The organism is Mycobacterium simulans (assembly GCF_900232995.1).
Taxonomy (GTDB): Bacteria; Actinomycetota; Actinomycetes; order Mycobacteriales; family Mycobacteriaceae; genus Mycobacterium; species Mycobacterium simulans.
This window is the reverse complement of record NZ_OCVX01000004.1, coordinates 450,210-473,640: the sequence shown is the minus strand read 5'-3', so window position 1 is coordinate 473,640 and position 23,431 is coordinate 450,210. Positions and strand designations below refer to the sequence as shown.

The following is a 23,431-nucleotide window of genomic DNA, read 5'->3' as shown; positions in this document are numbered from 1 at the left end:
GCATCAGAATCGAAAGCTTGGCGGGGCTAGAGGGGCGGTTCGTGCCGCGAATCATGCTTGTTCTGCCGGGAAGACAACATCGGGGTTGAGGATTCCCGCCGGGTCGAAGCTCTGCTTGATCCGGCGCATCAGAGCGATCTTGGCAGGGTCTTCGAGCTCCAGGAAGTACGGGGTTTTGGCGCGGCCAAGGCCGTGTTCGCCGGAGATCGCACCACCCAATTCCATTGCGAGCGCGAAGATGTCGGTCATCAGCTTCTTCTTTTTGTCCGGATCTTTGCAGACGATAGCCATGTGCACGTTCCCATCGCCGGCGTGCCCGCAGCCGACCGCGGCACCGCCCGCGGACGACGCTAGACCGCGCGCGGTGGCAAGGAATTTCGGCATCGCGGCGCGCGGGACGACGGTGTCGATGATGTCGTCCGCGCCGAGCGCTTTTGCCGCCCAAAAGGCTTTCTCGCGGGCCTCGATCAACTTGCGCGCAGAGCCTCCTTCGAGGACATATGCGTCGACCGCGCCAAGCTCGGCAAGCATCTCACCCACGGTTTCGACGTCCTCGAACAGACGGTCCGCGCTACGGTTCTCAAGCGCCACAAGGAGATACGCTTGGCAGCTGTCGCGGATCTTGTCTGGGATGCCCAGCTCCAGATTCTGGGTGGCGACGAGCGCGGCCATCGTCGTGTTGTCGATGTACTCCAGGATGTCGGGCGCAAGACCGCTGGCGAGGACCTTGGGCACCGCCGACATGACCTGGTCGAAGTCGGCGAATGGGGCGAGCACGCTGGCGTTGTGGTCGAGTCGTGGGTGCAGCTTGACGATCACCTCGGTGACCAACGCCAGGGTGCCTTCGGAGCCGATAATCAGCTGGGTCAGGTCGTAGCCGGTGGAAACCTTGGCGATCCTGCCGCCGGTTCGGATGATCTCGCCGGTCGGCAGTACGGCCTGCAACCCGAGTACGTTGTGACGGGCCACCCCGTACTTGACCGCACGCATCCCGCCGGCGTTTGTTCCGACGTTCCCGCCGACGCTGGAGGACAGCTCGCCTGGGTACACCGTGTACCGCAGCCCGGCATCGACGGTCGCGGCGTCCAGGTCGGTCAGCGTCACCCCGGGCTGGACAACGGCGACCTGGTTGATGGCATCGACCTCCAGGACCGCGTTCATCCGCTCGAAAGAAATCAGCAGCCCACCCTGCACCGGCCGCGCCGCACCCGACAAACCGCAGCCGGATCCGCGGGCTGTCACGGGCACCTTGTGTTCGGCGGCGGCTCTGAGTAGCTCTGCAACCTCTTCTGCTGTCTTCGGCTTGGCGACGTAGGCCGGCTGCTGCGGCGGGTTCGTCAGCTCCTCGTCGTGCGCATAATCCTCGGGGGTTGCGTCGCCCGTCAGCAGGGTGTTGTTCCCGACGACTTCTGCAAACCGTGCAGCTATGTCGCTCATCGAAGGCCCCACCTTCTTGCTGTGCCAGTTAGCGATTTACTTTACGGTCGCGATCACGGCGCAGGTGCTACCGCGGTCTTGATGGCGTTATGCGCCGCCTCCATCGCGGCCGCAACGGCCGGCGCGGCTATCCACAAGGCGAGGCGTGGCCTACAGTAGTGCTACGTTCGTAGCATGTCTGAAGTGGCGTCTCGTCAGCTACGTAACGACACGGCTGGGGTGCTTCGGCGCGTGCGCGACGGAGAGGACGTCACCATCACTGTCAACGGCCGACCCGTCGCGGTACTCACCGCGGTTCGCCCCCGGAGCCGCCGTTGGTTGAGCAAGTCAGAGTTCCTGTCGCGATTGCGCCGCGCTCAAGCTGATCCCGGGTTGCGCGAAGATCTCGCGGCGCTCGCGGGCGAAACCACCGACGATCTCGGACCGATTCGATGATCACCCCGCGGGCTGCCGGCGTGCTCGACACCTCGGTGTTCATCGCGACCCAGAGTGGCAAGCAACTCGACGCGGCGCTGATCCCTGACGAGGTTGCCACCACCGTCGTCACGCTCGCCGAACTCCACGCCGGTGTGCTGGCCGCGAGGACTTCTGACATCAGGGCGCAGCGCCTCGCGACGCTGGAATCCGTTGCTGACATGGAAACGCTGCCTGTTGATGATGAAGCGGCCAGAATGTGGGCGCGGCTGCGGATCCATCTCGCCGAGACTGGTCGGCGGGTGCGGATCAACGATCTGTGGATCGCCGCCATTGCCGCATCGCGAGAATTGCCCGTCGTCACCCAGGACGAGGACTTTGCCGCCCTAGATGGCGCCGTCAACGTGACGATCATTCAGGTGTGACTTTGGCCCGAGCGCCAGCGGTGACCTGCGCCGCGACCGGACCGTTGTAACGAAAAGCCTTGCGAGACTGAGCGAGTCGCTTCCGATCGGTAGACGGACAAGGTGCACAGCACGTGGTGAAATGGGCAGCAGCGCGCCAATACCTTTGTTACCCAGGGTTTCACGGACAAGGCGTACCACGTCCTCCTCCATGGATGTCAGCGATCTCCCGCCGCGAGTGGGGCGTTTGCGTTCGCCGGCGTCCGCCAAGTGCGCATCGGCCGCGAGCAGACGCAGAATCGCACCAAAAACCCATTGTTAGTGCGATTCTGCGTCTGCTCGCCGAAACGAGCCGAAACGAGCCGAAACGAGCCGAAACGAGCCGAAACGAGCCGAAACGAGCCGCCCTACTTCACCTTGAACGGTTTGGGCGAAATCGTTGCGACACAGCTGGTATCGGGTGAACCCGGGGTCCGGAAGAAGGATGCCACCACGTCTTGCGCGCACTTGGACGTGATGACCGCCGCATGCCCGACGCCGGGAATGGCAATGGACGTCGAGTGGCTCAGTTGCCGTGCCACATAATCACCCCACTGGGCACCGGTCCGTGCATCAAACTTTCCGGAGACAATCAGTGTCGGGATCGAGCTTCGTGCAGCCGCACGCACCGATGTCGGCGCCTTCGGCACATTCCACTCCCGGTCGATGCCGAACGGAAATGGCGGCGGGTGGGCTAATACGGAGTCCGGATAATCCGGAAAGGCGGATCGCCCCTGCTCCAGCAGCTGCGACGGCGGATCGTAGGCCACCCACTCGCTACACGTCGCGCCGAAATTCAGCCCGTAGGAATATTGGCCGACAAACTTGGCCGCCGCCCACGACTCGGCCCATTCAGCGGCAACGATCTCAGGGTGGCCATGCGCCAATTGATCGATCGCATAAGGGACTTCGGTGGCATTCTCGCCGCGGGAGACCATACGCATCATCCAGTTCACGAGCGCCCCGCCGCTCAGCACTACCTTCACCGATAGATCACTGTCGGGCATCGTCACCGATGTCTCGACTGGGGCGGCTTCCAGCTGGCGCACCAAGCTTGTGAAAGTTCCGGCCAGATTCGGAAACTGATCGCGACACGCCACGTCGGCCTCGCACGCACCAAACACGTTGTCGAACGCTTCGCGTGTGCTGCTCCAAAACCAGCTAGGACTAACCACATCGGGCGGCACCACCCCATCGATCGTCACCGCCCGGATCCCTTCGGGATGTTCGCGCATGTAGGTCAGTGCCAACTCCGACCCATAGGAAAGCCCGTACACATTCCATTGATCGATTCCCAGCGCCGTGCGCAGGTCCGCGATGTCGGCGGCGTTTTCGGTGGTGTTGTAGGCGCGGAGGTCAGCGCCCGTGGCCGCCAGTCGGTCGTGACACGTCCGGATCGCCGACGCATCGGAGACCATCGCGACATTGTCTGCGTGAAACCGGTCAATCTCGGTGCAGGTGAGGGCCGGCTGATTGGAGTACGTTCCGCGCTGGGCGATCAGGATCAACTCACGGTCGCGGTCCAATCCGGCGCCCATGACGAAGTCCGCACCCTGAACCGCGTCCTCGCCGGGGCCGCCGGCCAAGTACACCACCGGATCTGGTGCCGGCGTCGGCGTCGCAGCCGGCACCCGCGCGACCGCGAGCCGGATCGTTCGCCCGTTCGGGTTGGCGCGATTTTCGGGCACCACCAGGTAGCCGCAGTGCCACGCATCGGAGCCAGCGACCGGTTCGAGCAACTGTGGGCACGGGGCCCGTTCGAATCTGGGAGTCGTGGCCGCCGACGACGTCGGTTCGTGGCACGCCGGCAACACCCCAGCGGCGACGAGAACTACCGCTAGTTCAATCGCCGCGCGCCGCATGAGGGAAACCGTATCTGGACGGTGCCCGGATCGGACCGGGGTTTGGGCAGACTACTACCGTAGTACAACGACGATGTCGCGTGTTAGACGCATATGTCAAGCGGACCGGATTGCCGTCGCGTTCAGCAGCCGTACAGCGAGCAATTCGCATGCTCCGACATCCAGGTCTCGAAGAGGACTATGCGAACGCGTGGGCGGAATGGTCGACGGTCGATGAGGCCGACGTGTGGGAGAACGCCACCGACGACGGACTCGGTGATGCTGCGCGGTGAGATATGGCAGGTCGATCTCAATCCCGCGCGGGGACGCAAGGCGAACAAGAGTCGTCCAGCTGTCGTGATCAGCAACGATCGGGCCAATGCGACGGCTTCCCGCCTTGGGCGTGGAGTGGTGACGGTGGTGCCGGTGACAAGCAACATCGCCACGGTTTACCCGTTCCAGGTGTTCTTGCCTGCTGCTACGACCGGCCTTGCGGTTGACTCCAAGGCGTGGGCGGAACAGGTCAGATCCGTTGCAACCGAACGGCTGCGACGCCGAATCGGCCGAGTCTCGCCCACCGAGCTAGCGCAACTCGACGAGGCACTGCGGCTGCATCTCGATTTGTGACGGCAAAGTGGCTGGCGCCGAGAACCGTGGCGAGCAGACACAGAGTCGCACCCGCGCTACCGGCATAGTGCGATTCTGTGTCTGCTCGCGACGCCCGGGTGCTTGTTACCATCGCGCGGTGAGCGCGCCACACGGGTGCGGCCGACCGCAGTCACGGCGCGACATCTTGAAGCTCGTCGGCCTTGCGCCGGCAATTCTTGGCGCCAGCGCACTGATAGACCCGCCGCGCGCCACCGCGGGCCTCGCTGGAATGGCCGTCTTCCTCGACCCTGGCCACAACGGCGCCTACGACCCCTCGATGGGCCGACCGGTCCCCAATGGTCGGGGAGGCACAAAACCGTGCAACACGACCGGCGCCGCGGCACCCGACGGCTATGCCGAGCATGCGTTCACCTGGGACGTCACGCGTCTGGTCGCCGACGCGCTCAACCAAATGGGCGTACGTACCCAGCTGTCGCGCGAAAGCGACAACTCTGTTGGGCCGTGTGTCGATGAACGGGCAGCCTTGGCCAACGCGATGCGCCCAGACGCGATAGTGAGCATCCACGCCGACGCCGGACCCCCGTCCGGTCGGGGGTTTCACGTGAATTACTCCAGTCCGCCGATGAACGACATCCAAGCCGGCCCCGCTATCCAGTTGGCGCATGAGATGCGTGATTCTCTGGCGGCAGCGGGTCTGCAGCCGGCCACTTATATCGGGTCCAACGGGTTGTATGGACGCGCAGACCTCGCCGGCTTGAGCCTGGCCCAATACCCGGCTGTGCTAGTAGAACTTGGCAACATGAAGAACGCCGACGACGCTGCCCAGATGGAAAGCGCGGACGGCCGGGCACGATATGCCGGGGCGGTCACCCGGGGGATAGCGGCCTATCTGAACGCCCGAGCCGCGGCAGGCTAACCGAGGGGTTCAACGTTGCATCATGAGCATGTGGTGAAAGCGTTGTTGTTCGACGTGCAAGGCACGGCGACAGATTTTCACTCGACCGTTTGCGACGAGGCAAAGCGGATCAGCGCCGGTCGGCACCCGCGCGTTGATTGGGCTGAGGTGGTAAGGCGTTGGCGCGCAGGCTACTTCGCTGGTTTGGAGGCCGCTTTGGACGCCGCGCCGACCCGCGACGGCCGTTGGGTTTCGGTGCACTCGGTCTATCGACGCGTGCTCGACACCGTTCTGGACGAGTGCGCCGTCACCGGATTATCCGACGTCGAGTGCGACGAGCTCACTTTGGCGTGGCAGCGCCTGAAGCCGTGGCCGGATGTCGTGCCCGGGCTGACCCGGCTAAAAAGCGTGTTCACATTGGCCACTCTTTCCAACGCCGACGTCAGCGCCGTGGTCAACATCTCCAAGCGGGCGGGCCTGCCCTGGGATGCCATCTTTGCGGCGGAGATGGCCGGGGTGTTCAAGCCCGATCCCGCCGTCTACCGCATGGCCGCGACCTACCTCGGTCTTGACCCTGCCGAAATCATGATGGTGGCAAGCCACAAGTACGACATCCGCGCCGCGGCCCGGCTCGGATTTCGAACGGCCTTCGTGGCACGTCCGCTGGAACTCGGCATCGGGGCCGCCGCGGATGTGGCTTACGAAGACGAGTTCGATAGGAACGCTGCCGATTTCCTCGACCTCGCCGAACAACTCGGCTGCTAAAGGAACTACCGTAAGGCCGCGTGAGTAAGCCAACCAAGGAACAACTCTGGGAACAGCGCACCGAATGGCCACTCGCCGCGGTTGCCGTCGCCTTCCTAGCCATGTACTCGGTGCAAGTCCTCACCCGACCGCAAGGTGAGGAAGCCCGCATTCTGTGGATGGCGAGCTGGATCGCATGGAGCCTTTTCGCCATCGACTACTTTGTTCGGCTGAGCTTGGCCGCCGATCGCCGGCAATGGTTCCGGCTGCACCTGTTCGATCTGCTTGTCGTTGCGCTGCCACTGATGCGACCGCTGCGGCTGCTGCGGTTGGTTGTTCTCGTCGGCGTGCTCCAGAAAGCCATCGGTAACGCCGTTCGCGGCCGCATCCTGACTTACACCATTGCGGCCGTCGTCCTGTTGATCTACGTGGCATCGTTGGCCATCCTCGACACCGAACGCGACCAGCCCGGCGCGACGATCAATACCTTCGGACAGGCCGTGTGGTGGTCCATCACCACCGTGACCACGATCGGGTACGGTCACTTGTATCCCATTACCGTCACCGGTCGAGTGATCGCGGTGCTGCTGATGATCGGCGGCATCACTCTCGTCGGTGTAGTGACTGCATCGCTCGCCTCGTGGATCGTGCAGCGCGTCGCCGAAACCGGCGTCGAGAATCAGGCGGCTACGGCGGCCCACATCGACGAGCTTCGGTGTGAAATCCGGAGGTTGGCCGAAGAACTACGGCAAAGACCTTGATTCTGCTAGCCGAATACCTCGTCAGGCTCGACATTGAAGAGGATTTCGCAGTCGCAGTAGCCACCAAACTCCCGAAGCTCCCGCTGCAGTTCTGGCCAGTCGATGCCGCGCGACTCGGCCCATCGTTGGGCATGCCGGGGGCTGTGGTCGCAAGGCTGGTCGTCGGACCTCTCTTCGATGTAGTTGAGCAGCTCGTCAAGCTGGTCGTAGTCGATCAGGGTCAGCTGCGGGCCGGCCAAACGCTGGGCTTCCTGGTAGGCGTCGAGCAGAAACTTGCGCCGCGCTTTATCGGGTGGGGTCGCCATGAGGTCCGAAGCTAGTAGCTCCACAACTGACGCGCACGTTGCCGTCGGGAAATCTGACGATCCTGCCGGGTTGCTGGATCGCCTGCACCGATACGCCGACGTGTCGAAAACTTACGTGTGCCACTAGCGGGCGTTCGAACTTCACGCCCTGTTTGCAAAACGCTTTGTCGAACTGCCTACCTATCCGAAAGTGCGCCGTTAACCTACAGGTGTTCAAAGACGTTCGCTGCCGGAAATGGGAGGGCGATGACAGCGACGCAATCCCCTGCCGGACTGGGCCAGGATTGGGTACTGCCGGCAGGGTGCCCGATTGGCGGAGCGCCCGCCCCCGAGCCGAACGTCGGGCACGCGCCCCGGCCCATGACCACAGCGATGCGGCGCGACGCGCGAATTCTGCGGACCTATGGGCCCGAGTTCGTCAAACGGTTTGCAGGCAGCGTCACCGGGCAGGCCCGGTCCAGACTAGTCGGCAGGCGCTACCGAAAGCGTATGCAACACACGGACTTCGACCCGCTTGATCCTGCAACCGCCGCCGATCCTTACCCGCGGTACCGGGAACTTCTGGCAGGCGAGCGGGTGCAGTACAACCCCAAGCGCGACGTGTACATCTTGAGCAGATACGTCGACGTCCGCGAGGCCGCGCGTAACCACGAAATGTTATCCAGCGCCCGTGGGATCACCCTTTCCCGCGGCTGGTTGCCTTTTCTGCCCACGACAGACCCGCCCATCCACACGCGGATGCGCAAGCATCTGACGCCGGGGATGACGCGTGGCGCGTTGGAGTCGTGGCGTCCGATCATTGACGAATTTGCCCGAGAGCTGGTTGGCGGGCTGCCGACCTGGACAACCGTGGACGTCGTATCCGCCGTGGCGGCACCGATGCCGATGCGCACCATCACCAACGTGCTCGGCGTTGCAGGAGCGGACGAGGCCGCTTTCTGCCGCGCATCCAATCAGGCCGCGAGGATCACCGAAATCAACCTGTCAGTTTCGGGGCTGCTTTCGATGATGCAGGGTTTCACCGGATCTCGGCGGTTGTGCTCGCTGTTCACACAACGGCGCGACAACGGGCTACTGGGAGAGCGCACTATCCTCGGGAAGCTTTCCGAGCATGCCGAGCACGGTCGGCTCACCGATGACGAATTGTTTTTCTTCGCTGTGTTGCTGCTCGTCTCGGGCTACGAGACCACCGCGAATTTGCTCAGCACACTGTTTCTCACCTTGGCCGACAATCCGGATCAGCTCAAGTTGATTGCGCGGCAACCAGATCTGATTCCATCGGCGATCGAGGAGCAACTTCGCTTCATGTCTCCAATCCAAAACATTTGCCGCACAGCGCGCGTCGACTATCCCGTCGGCGGCGACATCATCCCGGCGGGTTCATTGGTGATGCTGGCGTGGGGTGCAGCGAATCGTGATCCGCGTCAGTACGACGCTCCGGATGTGTTTCGCGCCGACCGCAACCCGCCCGGGCATCTTGCGTTCGGTGCGGGCATCCACTTGTGTCCCGGGGCCCACTTGGCGCGTATGGAAGGCCAGGCGGTCTTGCGCGAGATCGTCAATAACATCGACAGGATAGAGGTGGTGGAGCCGCCTGTGTGGACGACAAACGCCAGCCTGCGCGGTCTGGCCCGGCTAGGCGTCGCGATTACGCCGCGTGCAACCGTGTAGGCCGGGTCTGCTGCGATGAAAGCCTCGACGTCTCGATTTTCCTGGTTGCAGTCGGCCCCGCTGTGGATCGGCTGCGGGTTTTCGGCCTGGACGCGTCTACTGATCCGTCACCGCTTCGCCGTGCATTGGAGTCGCTGGCACTTCGCGGTTTTCTACACGTTTCTCAGTATCGTCAATTCCTTTCTGGGGTTGTGGCAGAAGATCTTGTTCGGCAGGCGAGTGGCCAATACGGTGATCGCTGATCCGCCAATCTTCATCGTCGGTCACTGGCGGACTGGCACCACCTTGCTGCATGAATTGTTGGTTCTCGACAACCGTCACACTGGTCCCACTGGATACGAATGCATTGCGCCGCACCATTTTCTGTTGACCGAGTGGTTAACGCCGTACATAGGCTTTCTGGTGCCGAAGCATCGGCCCATGGACAACATGGATTTGAGCTTGCAGCATCCGCAGGAAGACGAGTTCGTGTGGTGCATGCTGGGCCAGCCGTCGCCGTACCTGACCATCGCGTTCCCAAACCGGCCGCCTCAGTATGAGCGGTATCGGAATTTGGAGCAGGTCACATCGGGAGAACTAGAAGCATGGAAGCGAACCCTATTCCGGTTCGTTCAGCAGGTCTACTTCCGCCGTCGCAAGACGGTGGTGCTAAAGAATCCGATGCATAGTTGCCGAATCAAGGTGCTGCTGGACATCTTTCCGCAGGCGAGGTTCATACACATCGTCCGGGATCCTTACGTCGTCTATCCATCGACCATTCATCTCTATAAATCGTTTGCGCGAATACACGGCCTGCAGCGGCCGACCTTTGAGGGATTGGACGAACAGGTCGTGTCCACCTATGTCGATCTGTATCGAAAGTTGGACGAAGGACGCCAACTTGTGGATCCGTCACGTTTCCATGAGTTGCATTATGAGGATCTGATCGCCGATCCCGAAGGCGAGCTTCGCAAACTATATGACCACCTGGAATTGGGCGGCTTCGAGCATTACCTGCCGCGGCTACGGCAGTACCTCGCTGACCATGTGGACTATAAAACCAATACCTACGCACAGTCGGCCGAGCAGCGTGCGATCGTCGATGAGCACTGGGGTGAGGTCATGGAGCGCTACGGCTATCGTCACGATCCTTCGGCCGATCCGCCGTTCGGCGTCGACCGTGCCGACGATGTGTCAGCGACGCGCGGACCCAGTCAGAAGTTGACCGCTGGCCGCTTGCAGCAGACAGATGACGATACTCGGGGTGGGATCCGACCCGGTTCGGTCCTGATGGGAATCGATGAGCCAGGTAACCGAGTACGGACTGGCTTCGACGGGTTGACCGGTGTAAGGCGCGAACCCGGAACCGCACGCTTGGTTGGCGACGGTGGCGACGGCCGAGTCGACGGCGACCGGAGCGCGTAGATACACCTCAGCCAAATGCGGTGTCCCGCAATCGGCCAGGGTCACGGTGATGCGGCTCAGATCGGCCGGCGGAAGGTCTACTACGCACTGGCCGACTTGGAGATCAATCCACTTCTGAGTGTGCGTGCCAGGGGCGGCGGGTCGCGGCGAGACCGGGGCGGTGACGGCCGTCGCGGCGGCTGAGGTCGGTGCCGTGGCGGTCGACGTCGTGCCGGTATGGACGGTATTGGTGGCACAGCCCGCCAGCAGTGCTGTTGCGGATAGGCCGCACAACATATGACGGGGTGAGACATTCATGGCCGGGAGTCTAATTCGGGTGAACGTCGGTGGCGGGTGTTAGTGAGTGCCGGGTCGGGTTCCTCCGAGGACATCGAAAGCAGGCCGCGCACGCAACGCGCGGTCAGCAGCCAGTTCGCCGGTTTCTTCATGTCAAGTCCATCGATCAGTTGCTTGAACATGGTCAGCCTGTCGAAGTAGATGCGTTCGCAGACAAGGGTTTCGGTCTCATCGAAGACGAAGTAAGCGGTCATCCGGACGCGGAACCGGCTGCCAGTGGGTGGTACCGCGCCGAGATAGCCGCGATGAGTGCCCATCAGCCAGAACTCGACGATCACCGCATCGGCGCTGTGGCGCAACGCAATAATCTCGTGGTCCTGGTCCGGGAAGGCGGTCCGAGTGTAGTTGTAGTAGCCCCGGACCGCCTGGTTCCCGTCATGAACCGTCATCTGCGGGATGAGTTCATAGCGGGGGTGCGGGAAGGTCGACAACACGGCGTCCCAGTCTTGGCTGACCTCGTCACGGAAATGATCGAGCACAAGCTTTTGCCGGGCGGCTAGCGCGTCAGGCGCGGGAAACGCGGAGGTGGGCATGCTTGGACAATAATCCTCGGAAGGGAGGTCTCTAAGTGCGCATCAGACTGCGGGAACAGCGCCGGCGCGTTACGGAAGCGCTACACGTCATGAAGCCCGCGGCCAGACTGCGGGACCAAGCCAAAGCGCTCGCGGATTACCTAAGTCACGGCGATAGCCTGCTCGACGTTGGCTGCGGGACCGGCCATCTCTCGGCGTATCTACAGCAAATGTATGGGGTGGACCCAAGCGGGGTGGACGTCAAAGATTTTCGTCAAGCCCCGATCCCATTCCGCCAGTTTGACGGCACCACAATCCCCTTCCCGGACAAGGCGTTTGATCACGTCGTGGTCAGCGAAGTGCTCCATCACAGCCATGACCCCATGGCGTTGATCAAGCAGTGCCACCGGATCGCGCGCCGTAGCATCATCGTCTTCGAGGACGTGCCGGAGGGGCCTCTCGGCAAGTTGGTGCTCTTTGCGCATGTGCAGTTGTTCGCGCGGTACTACCGCTACCCCTTCCGGCCCGCACACCTCGGCGCCTACCGGTCTGCGCTGGAGTGGCTGGGCGACAAGGCGATCTGCTTAGCGCGACTCCCGCAGCCCCCCGAGTGGTTGACCATGTACCCCCGAGTCTTGCTCGTGTTCACGCTTGCTGCGTAGCTACCGTTAGAACCGCTGTAGCGAGAACTCGTAGGTGTCACAACCCCTTGTTGGCGGATGTGAGCGATTCGGCTGACATGACTTCGCTGGCGGCGCGTTCGCCGGAACGGATGGCGCCATCGATCCACCCGCACATTTGCACCGAGCTTTCGGTGCCGGCCCAGTGAATACGGCCACACGGTCTGCGCAGCGCATGGCCGAATTCGGTGAGCACACCCGGCGGTGCGTGGCTGAGCATGCCGCCGCCGGAGTAACGCTCGCGGCTCCAGTTCTGCTCGACGTAGTCCTCGGGCTTGCCGGCCCTGGGGCCGAACCGTTCCACCAGGGCGTTAAGGACCGCCCGACGGCGCCCGTCCTCGTCGAGGCGCTCATATTGTCGTGCGATCGGGCCCTCGATGACCACGCACAGGATGCCCGGGGTGCCGGTGTCGGTGCAGGCGTCGATGGTGACCGTTGCCAGCGATCCGGGCGCGGCGCTTTGGCCGCACAAACCGTCGGCTCGCCAGAACGGCTCGTCGTAGACGATCGAGACCTTGACGATCGCGCCGCCGGGCATCCGCTGGTGCAGGAACGACCGATCGGTGGGAAGCATTGGCTCATAGATGATTTGGCTGGCGATCGCCAACGGAACCGCGACGATGACACGCCCGGCCCGAACGCTGTCGCGATCGGACCGGACGGTTACGCCGTCGGGATCCTGGGTGATCGACCGGACCGGCTGCGACAGCTGGATCACGTCGCCCAGCTCGTCGGCGATTGGCCGGTAGATCGCACCCATTCCGCCGATCACCCGGGCGTCTTGAGATGCGCCCTTGCCGCCGAGCACGAAGCTGGGCCCACCGGCCGACCCCATCTGGTAGAGCATGAAGAGCATTGACACCTCGGAAGCCGCCGACGTGTAGCAGCCGGAGATCGCCGTATCGAGCAGGTCGTGTGCCACCTTGGACTTGATGTTGCGTTCCAGCCATTGGGCCAAAGTCATCCGATCCCACTTCTGCGCCTTCTTGGCTTCCCATGGCGCCTCCAGGGGGATCGACTTGCACATCTGCCCAAGTTCGAGGAAACCCGCGCCCAGGTTCAGCGACGCCCACGGGCTCATGGTCCATGGGATCGTGCCCTCGTAGCGGTATTGCTTGCCGTCGACCACCATCATGGCTTCGCCGTCGTGGTACTGCTTGAAGCTCTTCACGCCGAATTCGTCCATCAGCGCATAGATCCGGTCCTGCGTCGGCCCGATCCAGGCGCCACCCTTGTCGATCCACGACCCGTCGTCGCGCTCCACGGTGAAGGTCCTGCCGCCAACCCGGTCCCGTGCCTCCAGCAACCGCACCGAATGGCCGGCCTGCTTGAGCCGAAGTGCCGCAGTCAGGCCGGCGAAACCGGCACCTACCACGCATACGTCGACATCGTTCATCATGAAAGGCCTACTAGCAAACGGGGGACCAGTCAACGCCGAGCAGACGCAGAATCGCACGAAACGCTCGGCGTTCGTGCGATTCTGCGTCTGCTCGGCACACTAAGTCCACGCCACGGGCAGCCGCTTGATGCCATGAATGAACTGCGACAGCAGTCGCGCCGGCTCCTCGGTCGCGACGATGTCGGGCATTTCGCGGCGCAACTCGTCGAACACGACCCTGATCTCACGACGAGCCAGGTTCGCGCCCAGGCAGAAATGGGCGCCCCCGCCACCGAACCCCACGTGCGGATTGGGGTCGCGCGTGACGTCAAACGTCCACGGATCGGGGAACTTTGACTCATCCCGGTTGGCCGAGCAATACCACAGCGAGACCTTGTCTCCGGCGGACATCTTGGTGCCGCGCAGCTCAACATCTTGGGTCAGGGTGCGGCGCATGTAGACCACCGGCGACGCCCACCGCACGATTTCCTCGACCGCGGTGGGTGACACGCGGTCGAAGTCCGACCACCACTTCTCCCGCTCCTCGGGATAGCGGGACAGCGCCAGCACGCCGTGGCTGATCGCATTACGCGTCGTCTCGTTGCCGGCCACCACCAAAAGAATGAAAAACGTTGCGATTTCCGACGATGTCAGCCGCTCGCCGTCAACCTCGGCTTCCACCAGGCTCGTGGTCAGATCGTCGTGATGGTTAACGCGACGGTCGTCGGCCAGCGCGGTGGCGTAGGCGCCGATATCCATCGAAACCTGAATGAACTCATCGAAATCGGTCGCCAGATCCGGGTCGCCGAACCCGAGAATCACGTTGGTCCAATGGAATACCCGCTGGTGGTCTTCCTCGGGAACACCCATCATGTCGCAGATGATCTGCAACGGCAGCGGCCCGGCGAGTTCGCTGACCAGGTCGGCTTGCCCGTCGGGATGATTGGCGATCATCGATGCCACCAACCGGTGGGCCCGCTCGCGCACCGACGCCTCGATGCGGGCGACGACCTTCGGAGTGAACGCCCTGCTGACAATCGAGCGCAGCCGCTGGTGTCGCGGGTCGTCGAGCACGATCATTGAGCCGAAATACTCGGCCAACTCCGGTGTTTGGTCGTTGATCGTGATGTTGGGGCTGGAGCTGAAAATCTCGGGATGACGGCTGGCGTAGAAGATGTCGTCGAGCTTGGTCAGCGCCCAATGCCCGTTGCCGGCGGTGAACCCGGGCAGTTCGAGGGTGGGCCAGAACGAAACCGGCGCGTCTCGGCGCAAAGTGGCGAAGGCGCCGTCGCGGATGTCGTCGTCGAATCCCCAGAATTTCAGGGAGTCGAGACGGACATCGGCAAGTGGAACCTCGGGCGGTGCTACTCCGTTGACCCGAGTCGAAATTCCACTCTTGAGGGCCATCGGATCCTCCTCTGGGCCGTTATCAGTGCGAGCAGGCGGCTCGTCCGGGTAGCCCGGTCGACGTCTGCTGGTTCACCACATTGCCGTCGAGCAGGATCCTGCAGGATATGGTGCCCGGTCCCTGGGCGCTGAGCACGAACACTTGAGCACCGAATGAGCTGAACTCCGTTTTCCATGGCAGGGGCACGTTGACGGCATGCTGCTGACCTTCGACGGTTTGGTACGAGATGTATTCGGCGAGGCCGCTGCCGCTCACTTCGTAGCGGACTTGGGGCATTGGGTCGGCGTTTGCCACACCACACGTGGCCGCCAAGCCGATACCGACAGCAAACAGGATCGAGGGTCCGCCGAGATGCTTCATGGTTGTCCATGTTGTCACCGCGCACGGCGGCACACCAGGGGCTTCGCGTCCTTTGGCCACGAGCCACGCTTAGGGTGAAGTGCGGGATCAGGGTGCAGCAGGAGGTGGCTGGTTTGGACAAGATAAAGCGAGTGGTGGTCTGGGGCACCGGATTCGTGGGCAAGATGGTGATCGCCGAGATCGTCAAGCATCCGCTGTTCGAGCTGGTGGGCGTCGGCGTCAGCAATCCCGACAAGGTTGGCTGCGACGTCGGCGAAATCTGCGGGCTGGCCGAACCCGTCGGCATCACCGCTACCGACGACGTCGACGCACTGATCGCGCTCAAACCCGACGCGCTGGTGCACTACGGTCCGACGGCAATGCACGCCAAGGACAACATCCTGCTGATAACGCGGTTCCTGCGGGCCGGGATCGACGTCTGCTCGACTGCAATGACGCCCTGGATCTGGCCGACCATGCACCTGAACCCGCCGAACTGGATCACGCCGATCACCGAAGCCTGTGAACTTGGCGAGTCGTCCTGCTTTACCACCGGTATCGACCCGGGATTCGCCAACGACCTGTTTCCGATGACCCTGATGGGCCTGTGTTCCGAGGTGCGCAAAGTCCGGGCGTCCGAGCTGCTGGACTATACGAACTACGAGGGCGACTACGAACACGAGATGGGCATCGGTCAGAAACCCGAGTTCACGCCGATGCTGGAGAACCGAGACGTGTTGATCTTCGCGTGGGGCGCCACCGTGCCGATGATCGCCCACGCCGCCGGCATCATGCTCGACGAAATCACCACGACCTGGGAAAAATGGGTGACTCCCACCGAGCGCAAATCGGCCAAAGGCGTAATCAAACCCGGCCACGTCGCCGCCGTCCGGTTCACCATCAACGGCGTCTACCGGGGCGAAACCCGCATCCAACTCGAGCACGTCAACCGCATCGGGCTCGACGCCGCCCCCGACTGGCCGACGGGCCATGACAATGACGTCTACCGGGTGGACATCGAGGGGACCCCGAGCATCTTTCAGGAAACCGCGTTCCGATTCACCGACGGCTCGGGCCGGGATGCGGCCGCCGCCGGCTGCCTGGCCACCGGAATGCGAGCGCTTAACGCCGTACCGGCGGTCAATGAGCTGTCCCCTGGCTGGGTCACGGCGCTCGACCTCCCGCTGATCCCCGGAGCCGGCGTCATCCGTTGACCAGCGCGCGTCGTGTCGTCATACAGCTCGCGCATAGCCGGCGCAAAGATTGGCTATATGTAATACCGAGAAAATTCGGGTAGGCGGGATGGCCGGGACATGCCGCTGAACACGGGGATTGGACCACATGGCAGAAGCACCACGGTCCGCACTGGGTCTGTCGATCGGTGCCACCAACCTCGCGGCGGTCACCGCGGATCACGCGCTCACCCGCAAGCCGGTGCTGACGTTGTACCGACAGCGCCCGTCCGAGGTGGGCGTCCCACCGGAAAATCCCAGACTCTACGAGCCCGGCCTGGTGATCACCGACTTCGTCGATCGGGTGGGGGACCCGGTCGAAATCGTGGCTGCCGACGGCTCGATGCACCGCAGCGAGGCCCTGGTCGCCGACGGGCTGCGGGCGCTCGGCTATGCGGCCACCGGCGGCCGCCCACTACCCGACAGTGTGGCGGTGACCTATCCCGCCCACTGGGGACCCGCGGCGGTGGACGCGCTGAGCGGCGCTTTGAGCCGGGTTTCGGAGTGGTCGCGTGGGGCGCAACCACCGTCGCTGATCCCTGACGCCGCGGCAACGCTTTTTGCCGCGCGGGCCAACCCCGGCCTCCCGGCCCGCGGGATGGTCGCCGTGTGCGATTTCGGTGGTAGCGGGAGCAGCATCACCGTGGTCGACGCCGACGGCGACTATCAGCCGGTGGCGGCGACCGTTCGCTATCACGACTTCTCCGGCGACCTGATCGATCAGGCGCTGTTGACCTACGTCATGTCCGAAATTCCGAGCACCGGCCCGTTCGACCCGGCGGGCACTTTTGCGATCGGCTCGCTGGCGCGGCTGCGGTCGGAATGCAGGAATGCCAAGCAGCAGCTCTCGTCCAGCACGGTCACTACGCTGGGCGACGACGTGCCGGGAATGCGCGGGGAAGTCCGGCTCACCAGAAACGAGCTCGAGGACACGATCCGCGGTTCGCTGGACGGGTTTGTCGGGGCTCTGGATCAGACGTTGGGGCGCAGCGGAATCCGCGCGGCCAAGCTGGTTGCAATCATCTCGGTGGGCGGCGTAGCCAACATCCCGGCGATCACCACCACCCTGTCGGGACGCTTTGGCGTCCCGGTGGTTACAACCCCGCGTCCGCAACTGACCGCCGCGATCGGCGCCGCACTACGGGCCGCGGGCGGTCCAGCCGATACCGGTGCGACGGTGTTGACGCCGACGGCATCTGCGTCTGGGGCGACGGCTACCGCCCCGGCTGTTTTGGCGCCGGCTCCGGCTGTTTCGCCGCCGGTACCGGCGGCGAATGGGATGGGCGATGCGCCGGTATCGGTTCTGCAGCCCGCGTTGGCCTGGTCGGAGGCCGACGATGACTCCCGCGCCATGCCCGCGGGCACCGGCGAATACCCGGGTTCTTCGCGGGGCTCCGGGTTCACGGCCGCACGCCCGCAATTGAGCTTCGACCGCGATGCCCGCGCGGAGCCTGAGCCCAAACCCAAGATCATTCCCTGGTATCGCCTGCCCGCGGTGATCATCATCAGTGCCGTCGTCGCGGTGCTGCTCGTGGGTACCGCGGTCGCGATCGGGTTGAACTCGTCCGACAACAAGCCGGCGCCCTCCACGGGCGTGACCACCGTTCCCACTTCCTCGGCGCCGCCCGCTGCCCCACCGTCGACCGACGCCGGAACCACGGGGCCCACGCCCGAGAACACTCAACCAGCGCCGCCGACCCAGCAAGCACCTCCGCCGCCACCGGCGCAGACCACGGAAACTCCGCCACCGTCGACGACGGAGACCCCGCCAGCCACCACAACTCCGCCGCCCGTCACCACCACACCGCCGGCATCGCCGACCGCTACCACCGGGGCCCCGGCGACCACCCAGCCGCCGGCGACCACGCAATCACCGGCGCCGCAGGCACCCGCTCCGCCGAATCCGCCGCCGATTCCGCCGGTCCCACCGATTCCGGACATACCGCAGATCCCGGGAATCTCACGCGGCGGCTAGTCCGGGTAGCTGACGCCGGTGAGCCGCTCGGAAATCTCCCAAAGACGTTGGCTCTCAGCCTCATTGCGGGCACGAGCGGGAACTTTGGCGTCAGTCACGCCGCCGCCCGCGGCCTCATAGACCCCGCGGGGTCCATAGAATGCACCGCCCTCGGCTTGGGGCGTCGCGGCTGCATACAGCGCCGGCAGGATCCCCTCGTCGATCTCTTGCCATAGGAACGGACTGAACCGCCATGACATCTTGTACAACCGCTCCATCAGAGCCGGCTTTTGCCGGCCATGCGACGGGCCGCTGATCTGGAGGTTGGTCTTGGTCAATCCCGGGTGCGCGGCATTAGACACGATGCCCCATCCCGCCTTGCGGCTGCGGCGGTCCAGCTCGCGGGCGAACATCAAGACCGCCAGCTTCGACTGGCCATAGGCCGTCATCGCGGCGTACGACTTCTCAAACTGCAGATCATTGAAATGGATGCGACCGCGGCGGGCCGCCAGGCTGCTCAGGGATACCACACGCGCGCCCTTGACCGCGCGCAACAGCGGCAGCACGTGCGCGGTCAGCGCGAAGTGTCCGAGATGGTTACTGCCGAACTGCAATTCGAAGCCGTCGGATGTGGTGTCGCGGTCGGGTGGCGTCATGACACCGGCGTTGTTGATCAGGATGTCGATCGGGCGGCCCTCGGCATTGAGTTGTTCGCCCAAGGCGGCGACGGAAGCCAGTGACGACAGGTCGAGTGTTTTAACGGTCAGCTTGGCGTCGGGAACCGTGCTGCGGATTTCCTCGATCGCCGCTTCACCCTTGGCGCGATTGCGGATCGCCATCACCACGTCGGCGCCGGCCGCCGACAGCCGCCGGGCCAGCCCGAACCCGAGACCGCTATTGGCTCCGGTGACAATCGCCAGCTTCCCGGAAAGATTGGGCACCGTGACGACGAGATCGTTGGCCATGCGTATCACTCCCTTTTCCGGTTGCTTGGTATCCGGTGGGTCCCAGTGTCCTCTTTCCCTCGTCTTCCGCGAAGTTGAGCGGCATTCTGATCTGCATGACCCCGAGCGTGGGACGGCGCATCCCTGGCTGGGCCGCGGCCTTGGCCGCTGGCGCGCTACCGGGGCTCGCTTTTCCCGCGCCGTCGTGGTGGTGGCTGGCGTGGTTCGGCGTGGTCCCGCTGCTCTTGGTGGTGCGGGCCGCGCCGACGTCCGGGCAGGGCGCCGTACGTGCGTGGTGGGGTGTTGCCGCGTTCGTGCTGACCACCCAGTACTGGCTGGTGACCAGCGTTGGCCCGGTGGCGGCGGTGTTGGCGATTGGACTGGGCGCGTTGTGGCTGCCGTGGGGGTGGCTCGCGCACCGGCTGTTGTCGGCGCCGGTCAGTACCGGGCGCACCTGTGCCGCCGTGATGGTGTTGCCTAGCGCGTGGGTGGCGGCCGAAGCAGTGCGGTCGTGGCACCCGTTGGGCGGTCCGTGGGCATCGTTGGGTGCGTCCCAATGGAACCAGCCTGTGACGCTGGCATCGGCCGCATTGGGCGGGGTGTGGCTGACGAGTTTTCTTGTGGCCGCGGCAAATACCGCGATCGTCGGCGTGATCCTGCACCGGGACGTGGTCGGTCGATGTGTCGCGCTGGGCTCCATGTTGGCATGCGCGGGACTCGGCCCGGCCTGGTATCTGCTGGGCCACACGCCAACCGGCGGCGCGACCGTGCGCGTGGCGTTGGTACAGACCGGCGACATCGCCGACTCGACGGTCCGGCAGGCGGCCAGCGAGGCACTCACCGCAACGCTCGCGGGCCAGCGGCCGGACTTGGTGGTCTGGGGAGAAAGCAGCGTCGGGCAAGATCTTGCCAGTCGCCCGGAGGTGTTGGCCCGCCTCACTGCGCTGTCTCGGCGGGTAGGCGCGGACCTGCTGGTCAATGTCGACGCGCGCGCACCCAACGGGGGCATCTACAAGACGGCGGTGCTCGTCGGCGACCACGGATCATTGGGCAGCTATCGGAAAACCCGGCTGGTGCCGTTTGGCGAATACGTGCCTCTCCGGCCGCTTTTGGGCCGGATCACCCGCGATACCAAAGCCGCCGCCGAGGACCGGCAGCGAGGGAGCGGGCCGGGGGTGCTGCGCGTGGACTCCCTGGATATCGGACCGCTGATCAGCTATGAGGCAACCTTTTCCGATCTCGCCCGCGGCGCGGCGCAGCTGGGCGCCGGGCTGCTGGTGTATCAGAGTTCCACGTCGACATTTCAAGGAAGTTGGGCGCAGCCGCAATTAGCTAGCCAGCCCGCAGTCCGCGCCGTCGAAGTGGGCCGCCCGGCGGTGCATGTCGGATTGTCCGGCGACAGTTCGGCCTTCGACGCTCGGGGCCGCCGGCTGGCGTGGTGCTCATCGGAATTCCGGGGGGTCATTATGGTCAGCGTTCCGTTGGGCTCGACTACCACTCCTTACCAGCGACTCGGAGACTGGGTGCCGGTGTTGGTGTTTGTGGTTGTCGGTGGTGCTGGTGCGTATACGGTGTTTCGTCGTCAACGAATTGCCCGCGTGAAACACTGCGTGAATGAGTAGCGCACGGCTCGCCAAGATTTCGCTGGCCGCCGCCATTGCGATGCTGGTGATCTCGGTGGCCGGCTTCATCACGGTACTGGTGCTCAACGCATTTTTTCTGGACAAGTACAACGCCTACGGCGAAGTACCCATCCCGGGATCGGGCAGCCTGCATTTGCCGGCCGGCGAAGTCACCGTCAGCCTGCACACGGTGGTCATTAGCGGTCCTAGTGGCAGCGGGCTGCCGGTGCCACCGCTTGGGGTCACGATCATCCCCCCGGACGGCGTCGCGCAACCGGTAGTGAGGGAAAGCATCGGTAGTACAACGACCGTCAACAACGATGCGCATGTGCGAGTGTGGCTGGTCCAGATTCCCGCCGAGGGTACCTACAACATCACGACGGACGGCCAGGTCAACGGGTACATCAACCCGCGATTGGCCTTCGGCCACAAGAGTTCATATGGCTACCTGGTGTGGGTGTTCGTCGGCTTGTTCGCTGTCGGTCTGGTCGACCTGGCGTTGTCGATCAGGTGGATGACTCGCCCCAGGCGGCAGGCGGCGTCGGCGATACTGACCACGCCTGTAGCGAACACTTTCGCTGGGGCTTACGAACCCACCGACGACGGCGTCAGGCTGGAGCGACTCAAAACGCTTGCGGCGCTGCGAGATTCCGGAGCGTTGACAGAGGAGGAGTTTCAGGCCGAAAAGCGGCGGATCCTCGGCTAGCTTGTTGTGGCGAGCGTGCGTGTCTGTTCGCCGACACGCCGGTACGGCTGACAATCTGCGCACGCTCGCGGGCGGACTTAATGGCCGCGGGCCACCCATTCTTCGTAATGGACGATCTCGTCGCCGACGATCGTGCTGTCACCGTGCCCGGTATGCACGACGGTGTCGCCGGGCAACTTGCCGAGCCGACCGGATATTGACTGCAGGATCGTCGGGAAGTCGGAGTAGGAGCGGCCGGTTGCGCCGGGCCCGCCGGAGAACAGGGTGTCGCCACTGAACACGGTGCCAAGTTCTGGGGCATACCAGCACACCGATCCGGGGGAGTGGCCCGGCGTGTGCAGCGCCTGCAACTCCGTTCCCGCCACGCGCAACCTGTCTCCGTCGTTGACAGTGCGAAAGTCCTTGTTCGGGTGAGTCATTCGCCACAACACGTCATCGCCGGGATGCAGCAGCACCGGTGCGTCGAGGGCCGCACCGAGTTCGGGAGCCACAGTCACGTGGTCGTTGTGGCCGTGCGTGCACACGACGCCGACCACGTTGCGGCCCCTGACGGCATTGATGATCGGGGCCGCGTCGTGGGCGGCGTCGAAGACCACCACCTCGGAGTCGTCGCCGACCAGCCAGATGTTGTTGTCGACTTCCCAGCTGCCGCCGTCGAGTTCGAATGTGCCGTGCGTGACGACCCGTTCGATCGAGGCCACTACAAGACCACCACCGACCGCAGCACATTGCCCCCATGCATCTGGTGAAACGCATCCTCGACGTCGCCCAGCCCGATGCGCGCGGAGACGAACTTGTCCAGCGGAAGGCGGCCCTGCAGGTACAGGTCGATCAGGGTGGGGAAGTCGCGTTCGGGCAGGCAGTCGCCATACCAGGACGACTTCAGCGCGCCGCCGTGGGAGAAGAAGTCCACCAGCGGCATGTCGAGGCGCATGTCGGGCGTCGGAACTCCTACTAGCACAACGGTTCCGGCGAGGTCGCGTGCGTAGAAGGCCTGCTTCCACGTCTCCGGCCGGCCGACGGCGTCGATCACCACGTTGGCACCAAAGCCGTCGGTGAGGTCCTGGATGGTCTTGACGACATCGAGTTCGCGGGCGTTGACGGTGTGGGTGGCACCGAATTTGCGGGCCAAGTCCAATTTCGTGTTTTCGGTGTCGACGGCGATGATCCGTTTGGCACCCACCAGCGCGGCCCCCGCGATCGCCGCATCGCCCACGCCGCCGCAGCCGATCACCGCGACCGTGTCGTCCCGGGTAACGGCACCGGTGTTGATCGCTGCGCCTATACCGGCCATCAGTCCGCAGCCCAGCAGGCCGGCGACGGCGGGATCGGCAGCCGGGTCGACCTTGGTGCATTGGCCGGAGTGCACCAGCGTCTTGTCGGCAAACGCGCCGATGCCCAGTGCCGGGGTGAGTTCGGTGCCGTCGGTCAGTGTCATCTTCTGCTCGGCGTTGAAGGTGTCGAAGCAGTACTGCGGCCGGCCGCGTTTGCAGGCCCGGCACTGGCCGCACACCGCTCGCCAGTTCAGGATCACGAAGTCGCCCGGCTCCACCGTCGTCACCCCGGGCCCGACCACTTCAACAGTGCCCGCGGCCTCGTGGCCGAGCAGGAAGGGGTACTCGTCGTTGATGCCGCCCTCGCGGTAGGTCAGATCGGTGTGGCACACGCCGCATGCGGCGATGTCGACGACGGCCTCGCCGGGTCCGGGTTCGGGAACGACGATGTCCACCAGCTCAACGGGTTCACCAGTTTTACGTGAAATCACGCCGCGCACTGTCTGACTCATGGGTCCAACC

Annotated in this window: 23 protein-coding genes and 2 pseudogenes; 14 read left to right on the top strand and 11 right to left on the bottom strand. The window is 64.1% G+C overall.

Annotation, left to right across the window (positions count from 1 at the left end; translation table 11 throughout):
- Positions 1 to 51 precede the first annotated feature (51 nt).
- The gene (locus MSIMFI_RS18290) at positions 52 to 1,437 is read right to left on the bottom strand and encodes an FAD-binding oxidoreductase (protein ID WP_191498518.1); all 1,386 of its coding nucleotides are present in this window, start codon (positions 1,435 to 1,437) and stop codon (positions 52 to 54) included.
- A 174-nt stretch (positions 1,438 to 1,611) separates the two neighbouring features.
- Here MSIMFI_RS18290 and MSIMFI_RS18285 point away from each other — a divergent pair, with 174 nt between their 5' ends.
- Together MSIMFI_RS18285 and MSIMFI_RS18280 are read left to right on the top strand one after the other, a co-directional pair.
- Positions 1,612 to 1,872 carry a type II toxin-antitoxin system Phd/YefM family antitoxin gene (locus MSIMFI_RS18285; RefSeq protein WP_191498517.1) on the top strand — a complete coding sequence of 87 codons (261 nt, stop codon included), beginning with the start codon at positions 1,612 to 1,614 and terminating at the stop codon, positions 1,870 to 1,872.
- The gene (locus MSIMFI_RS18280; RefSeq protein ID WP_191498516.1) at positions 1,869 to 2,276 is read left to right on the top strand and encodes a type II toxin-antitoxin system VapC family toxin; all 408 of its coding nucleotides are present in this window, start codon (positions 1,869 to 1,871) and stop codon (positions 2,274 to 2,276) included. Before MSIMFI_RS18285 ends, MSIMFI_RS18280 begins: the two co-directional genes overlap by 4 nt.
- 386 nt (positions 2,277 to 2,662) lie before the next feature.
- Here the strand turns inward: MSIMFI_RS18280 and MSIMFI_RS18275 are convergent, their stop codons facing one another.
- A complete protein-coding gene (locus MSIMFI_RS18275) occupies positions 2,663 to 4,156 on the bottom strand; it encodes an alpha/beta fold hydrolase (RefSeq protein ID WP_224770310.1) in 1,494 nt (497 codons plus the stop codon).
- A 149-nt stretch (positions 4,157 to 4,305) separates the two neighbouring features.
- Here MSIMFI_RS18275 and MSIMFI_RS29340 point away from each other — a divergent pair, with 149 nt between their 5' ends.
- The 5 genes from MSIMFI_RS29340 to MSIMFI_RS18250 all read left to right on the top strand — a co-directional run bounded on the left by MSIMFI_RS29340 (position 4,306) and on the right by MSIMFI_RS18250 (position 7,144).
- The gene (locus MSIMFI_RS29340) at positions 4,306 to 4,428 is read left to right on the top strand and encodes a hypothetical protein (RefSeq protein ID WP_313958179.1); all 123 of its coding nucleotides are present in this window, start codon (positions 4,306 to 4,308) and stop codon (positions 4,426 to 4,428) included.
- Positions 4,412 to 4,762 carry a type II toxin-antitoxin system PemK/MazF family toxin gene (locus tag MSIMFI_RS18265; RefSeq protein WP_191498514.1) on the top strand — a complete coding sequence of 117 codons (351 nt, stop codon included), beginning with the start codon at positions 4,412 to 4,414 and terminating at the stop codon, positions 4,760 to 4,762. Before MSIMFI_RS29340 ends, MSIMFI_RS18265 begins: the two co-directional genes overlap by 17 nt.
- Positions 4,763 to 4,880: 118 nt before the next feature.
- A complete protein-coding gene (locus MSIMFI_RS18260) occupies positions 4,881 to 5,660 on the top strand; it encodes an Rv3717 family N-acetylmuramoyl-L-alanine amidase (protein WP_191498513.1) in 780 nt (259 codons plus the stop codon).
- A gap of 30 nt (positions 5,661 to 5,690) precedes the next feature.
- Positions 5,691 to 6,404: a haloacid dehalogenase type II gene (locus MSIMFI_RS18255; RefSeq protein ID WP_224770309.1), complete on the top strand. Its 714-nt coding sequence runs from the start codon at positions 5,691 to 5,693 to the stop codon at positions 6,402 to 6,404.
- A 20-nt stretch (positions 6,405 to 6,424) separates the two neighbouring features.
- The gene (locus MSIMFI_RS18250; RefSeq protein WP_224770308.1) at positions 6,425 to 7,144 is read left to right on the top strand and encodes a potassium channel family protein; all 720 of its coding nucleotides are present in this window, start codon (positions 6,425 to 6,427) and stop codon (positions 7,142 to 7,144) included.
- A gap of 5 nt (positions 7,145 to 7,149) precedes the next feature.
- Here the strand turns inward: MSIMFI_RS18250 and MSIMFI_RS18245 are convergent, their stop codons facing one another.
- A complete protein-coding gene (locus MSIMFI_RS18245; protein ID WP_191498512.1) occupies positions 7,150 to 7,449 on the bottom strand; it encodes a DUF2695 domain-containing protein in 300 nt (99 codons plus the stop codon).
- A gap of 363 nt (positions 7,450 to 7,812) precedes the next feature.
- Here MSIMFI_RS18245 and MSIMFI_RS18240 point away from each other — a divergent pair.
- Together MSIMFI_RS18240 and MSIMFI_RS18235 are read left to right on the top strand one after the other, a co-directional pair.
- Positions 7,813 to 9,120: pseudogene (locus MSIMFI_RS18240) on the top strand (cytochrome P450); the annotation flags it as partial.
- 15 nt (positions 9,121 to 9,135) lie between these two features.
- Positions 9,136 to 10,251 (top strand): annotated as a pseudogene (locus MSIMFI_RS18235) (sulfotransferase family protein); the annotation flags it as partial.
- A 42-nt stretch (positions 10,252 to 10,293) separates the two neighbouring features.
- Here MSIMFI_RS18235 and MSIMFI_RS28335 read toward each other — a convergent pair.
- Together MSIMFI_RS28335 and MSIMFI_RS18225 are read right to left on the bottom strand one after the other, a co-directional pair.
- A complete protein-coding gene (locus MSIMFI_RS28335) occupies positions 10,294 to 10,821 on the bottom strand; it encodes a hypothetical protein (RefSeq protein ID WP_224770307.1) in 528 nt (175 codons plus the stop codon).
- Positions 10,818 to 11,393 (bottom strand): ester cyclase, encoded by a 576-nt coding sequence (locus tag MSIMFI_RS18225; RefSeq protein ID WP_191498509.1) that lies wholly within the window; start codon positions 11,391 to 11,393, stop codon positions 10,818 to 10,820. Before MSIMFI_RS18225 ends, MSIMFI_RS28335 begins: the two co-directional genes overlap by 4 nt.
- A 35-nt stretch (positions 11,394 to 11,428) precedes the next feature.
- Between MSIMFI_RS18225 and MSIMFI_RS18220 the strand changes: the two genes are divergently transcribed.
- Positions 11,429 to 12,034, top strand: a complete 606-nt coding sequence (locus MSIMFI_RS18220) for a class I SAM-dependent methyltransferase (RefSeq protein WP_224770306.1) — start codon at positions 11,429 to 11,431, stop codon at positions 12,032 to 12,034.
- A 37-nt stretch (positions 12,035 to 12,071) separates the two neighbouring features.
- Here the strand turns inward: MSIMFI_RS18220 and MSIMFI_RS18215 are convergent, their stop codons facing one another.
- From MSIMFI_RS18215 to MSIMFI_RS18205, 3 genes are all read right to left on the bottom strand, one after another.
- A complete protein-coding gene (locus tag MSIMFI_RS18215) occupies positions 12,072 to 13,448 on the bottom strand; it encodes a flavin monoamine oxidase family protein (RefSeq protein WP_191498508.1) in 1,377 nt (458 codons plus the stop codon).
- 102 nt (positions 13,449 to 13,550) lie between these two features.
- Positions 13,551 to 14,837: a cytochrome P450 gene (locus MSIMFI_RS18210; RefSeq protein WP_191498507.1), complete on the bottom strand. Its 1,287-nt coding sequence runs from the start codon at positions 14,835 to 14,837 to the stop codon at positions 13,551 to 13,553.
- 22 nt (positions 14,838 to 14,859) lie between these two features.
- Positions 14,860 to 15,198 carry an MmpS family transport accessory protein gene (locus tag MSIMFI_RS18205; RefSeq protein ID WP_191498506.1) on the bottom strand — a complete coding sequence of 113 codons (339 nt, stop codon included), beginning with the start codon at positions 15,196 to 15,198 and terminating at the stop codon, positions 14,860 to 14,862.
- A gap of 164 nt (positions 15,199 to 15,362) precedes the next feature.
- On the opposite strand from MSIMFI_RS18205, the gene MSIMFI_RS18200 reads away from it, so the two are divergent.
- Positions 15,363 to 16,391 (top strand): NAD(P)H-dependent amine dehydrogenase family protein, encoded by a 1,029-nt coding sequence (locus MSIMFI_RS18200; RefSeq protein WP_260861272.1) that lies wholly within the window; start codon positions 15,363 to 15,365, stop codon positions 16,389 to 16,391.
- Between the two features lie 127 nt (positions 16,392 to 16,518).
- On the top strand, positions 16,519 to 18,384 hold the full coding sequence (locus tag MSIMFI_RS18195) for an Hsp70 family protein (RefSeq protein WP_191498505.1): 1,866 nt from the start codon (positions 16,519 to 16,521) through the stop codon (positions 18,382 to 18,384).
- Here MSIMFI_RS18195 and MSIMFI_RS18190 read toward each other — a convergent pair.
- The gene (locus MSIMFI_RS18190) at positions 18,381 to 19,328 is read right to left on the bottom strand and encodes an SDR family oxidoreductase (protein ID WP_191498504.1); all 948 of its coding nucleotides are present in this window, start codon (positions 19,326 to 19,328) and stop codon (positions 18,381 to 18,383) included. The two genes, MSIMFI_RS18195 and MSIMFI_RS18190, sit on opposite strands and share 4 nt — an antisense overlap.
- Before the next feature lie 95 nt (positions 19,329 to 19,423).
- Between MSIMFI_RS18190 and lnt the strand changes: the two genes are divergently transcribed.
- Both lnt and MSIMFI_RS18180 read left to right on the top strand, forming a co-directional pair.
- Complete coding sequence (gene lnt, locus MSIMFI_RS18185; RefSeq protein WP_191498503.1) at positions 19,424 to 20,929, top strand: apolipoprotein N-acyltransferase; 1,506 nt, start codon at positions 19,424 to 19,426, stop codon at positions 20,927 to 20,929.
- Positions 20,922 to 21,635, top strand: a complete 714-nt coding sequence (locus tag MSIMFI_RS18180) for an SHOCT domain-containing protein (protein ID WP_191498502.1) — start codon at positions 20,922 to 20,924, stop codon at positions 21,633 to 21,635. The genes lnt and MSIMFI_RS18180 overlap by 8 nt, the downstream gene beginning before the upstream one ends.
- Before the next feature lie 77 nt (positions 21,636 to 21,712).
- Here MSIMFI_RS18180 and MSIMFI_RS18175 read toward each other — a convergent pair whose 3' ends face one another.
- A complete protein-coding gene (locus tag MSIMFI_RS18175; RefSeq protein WP_191498501.1) occupies positions 21,713 to 22,336 on the bottom strand; it encodes an MBL fold metallo-hydrolase in 624 nt (207 codons plus the stop codon).
- Positions 22,336 to 23,421 (bottom strand): S-(hydroxymethyl)mycothiol dehydrogenase, encoded by a 1,086-nt coding sequence (locus MSIMFI_RS18170; RefSeq protein ID WP_191498500.1) that lies wholly within the window; start codon positions 23,419 to 23,421, stop codon positions 22,336 to 22,338. Before MSIMFI_RS18170 ends, MSIMFI_RS18175 begins: the two co-directional genes overlap by 1 nt.
- Positions 23,422 to 23,431: the final 10 nt, after the last annotated feature.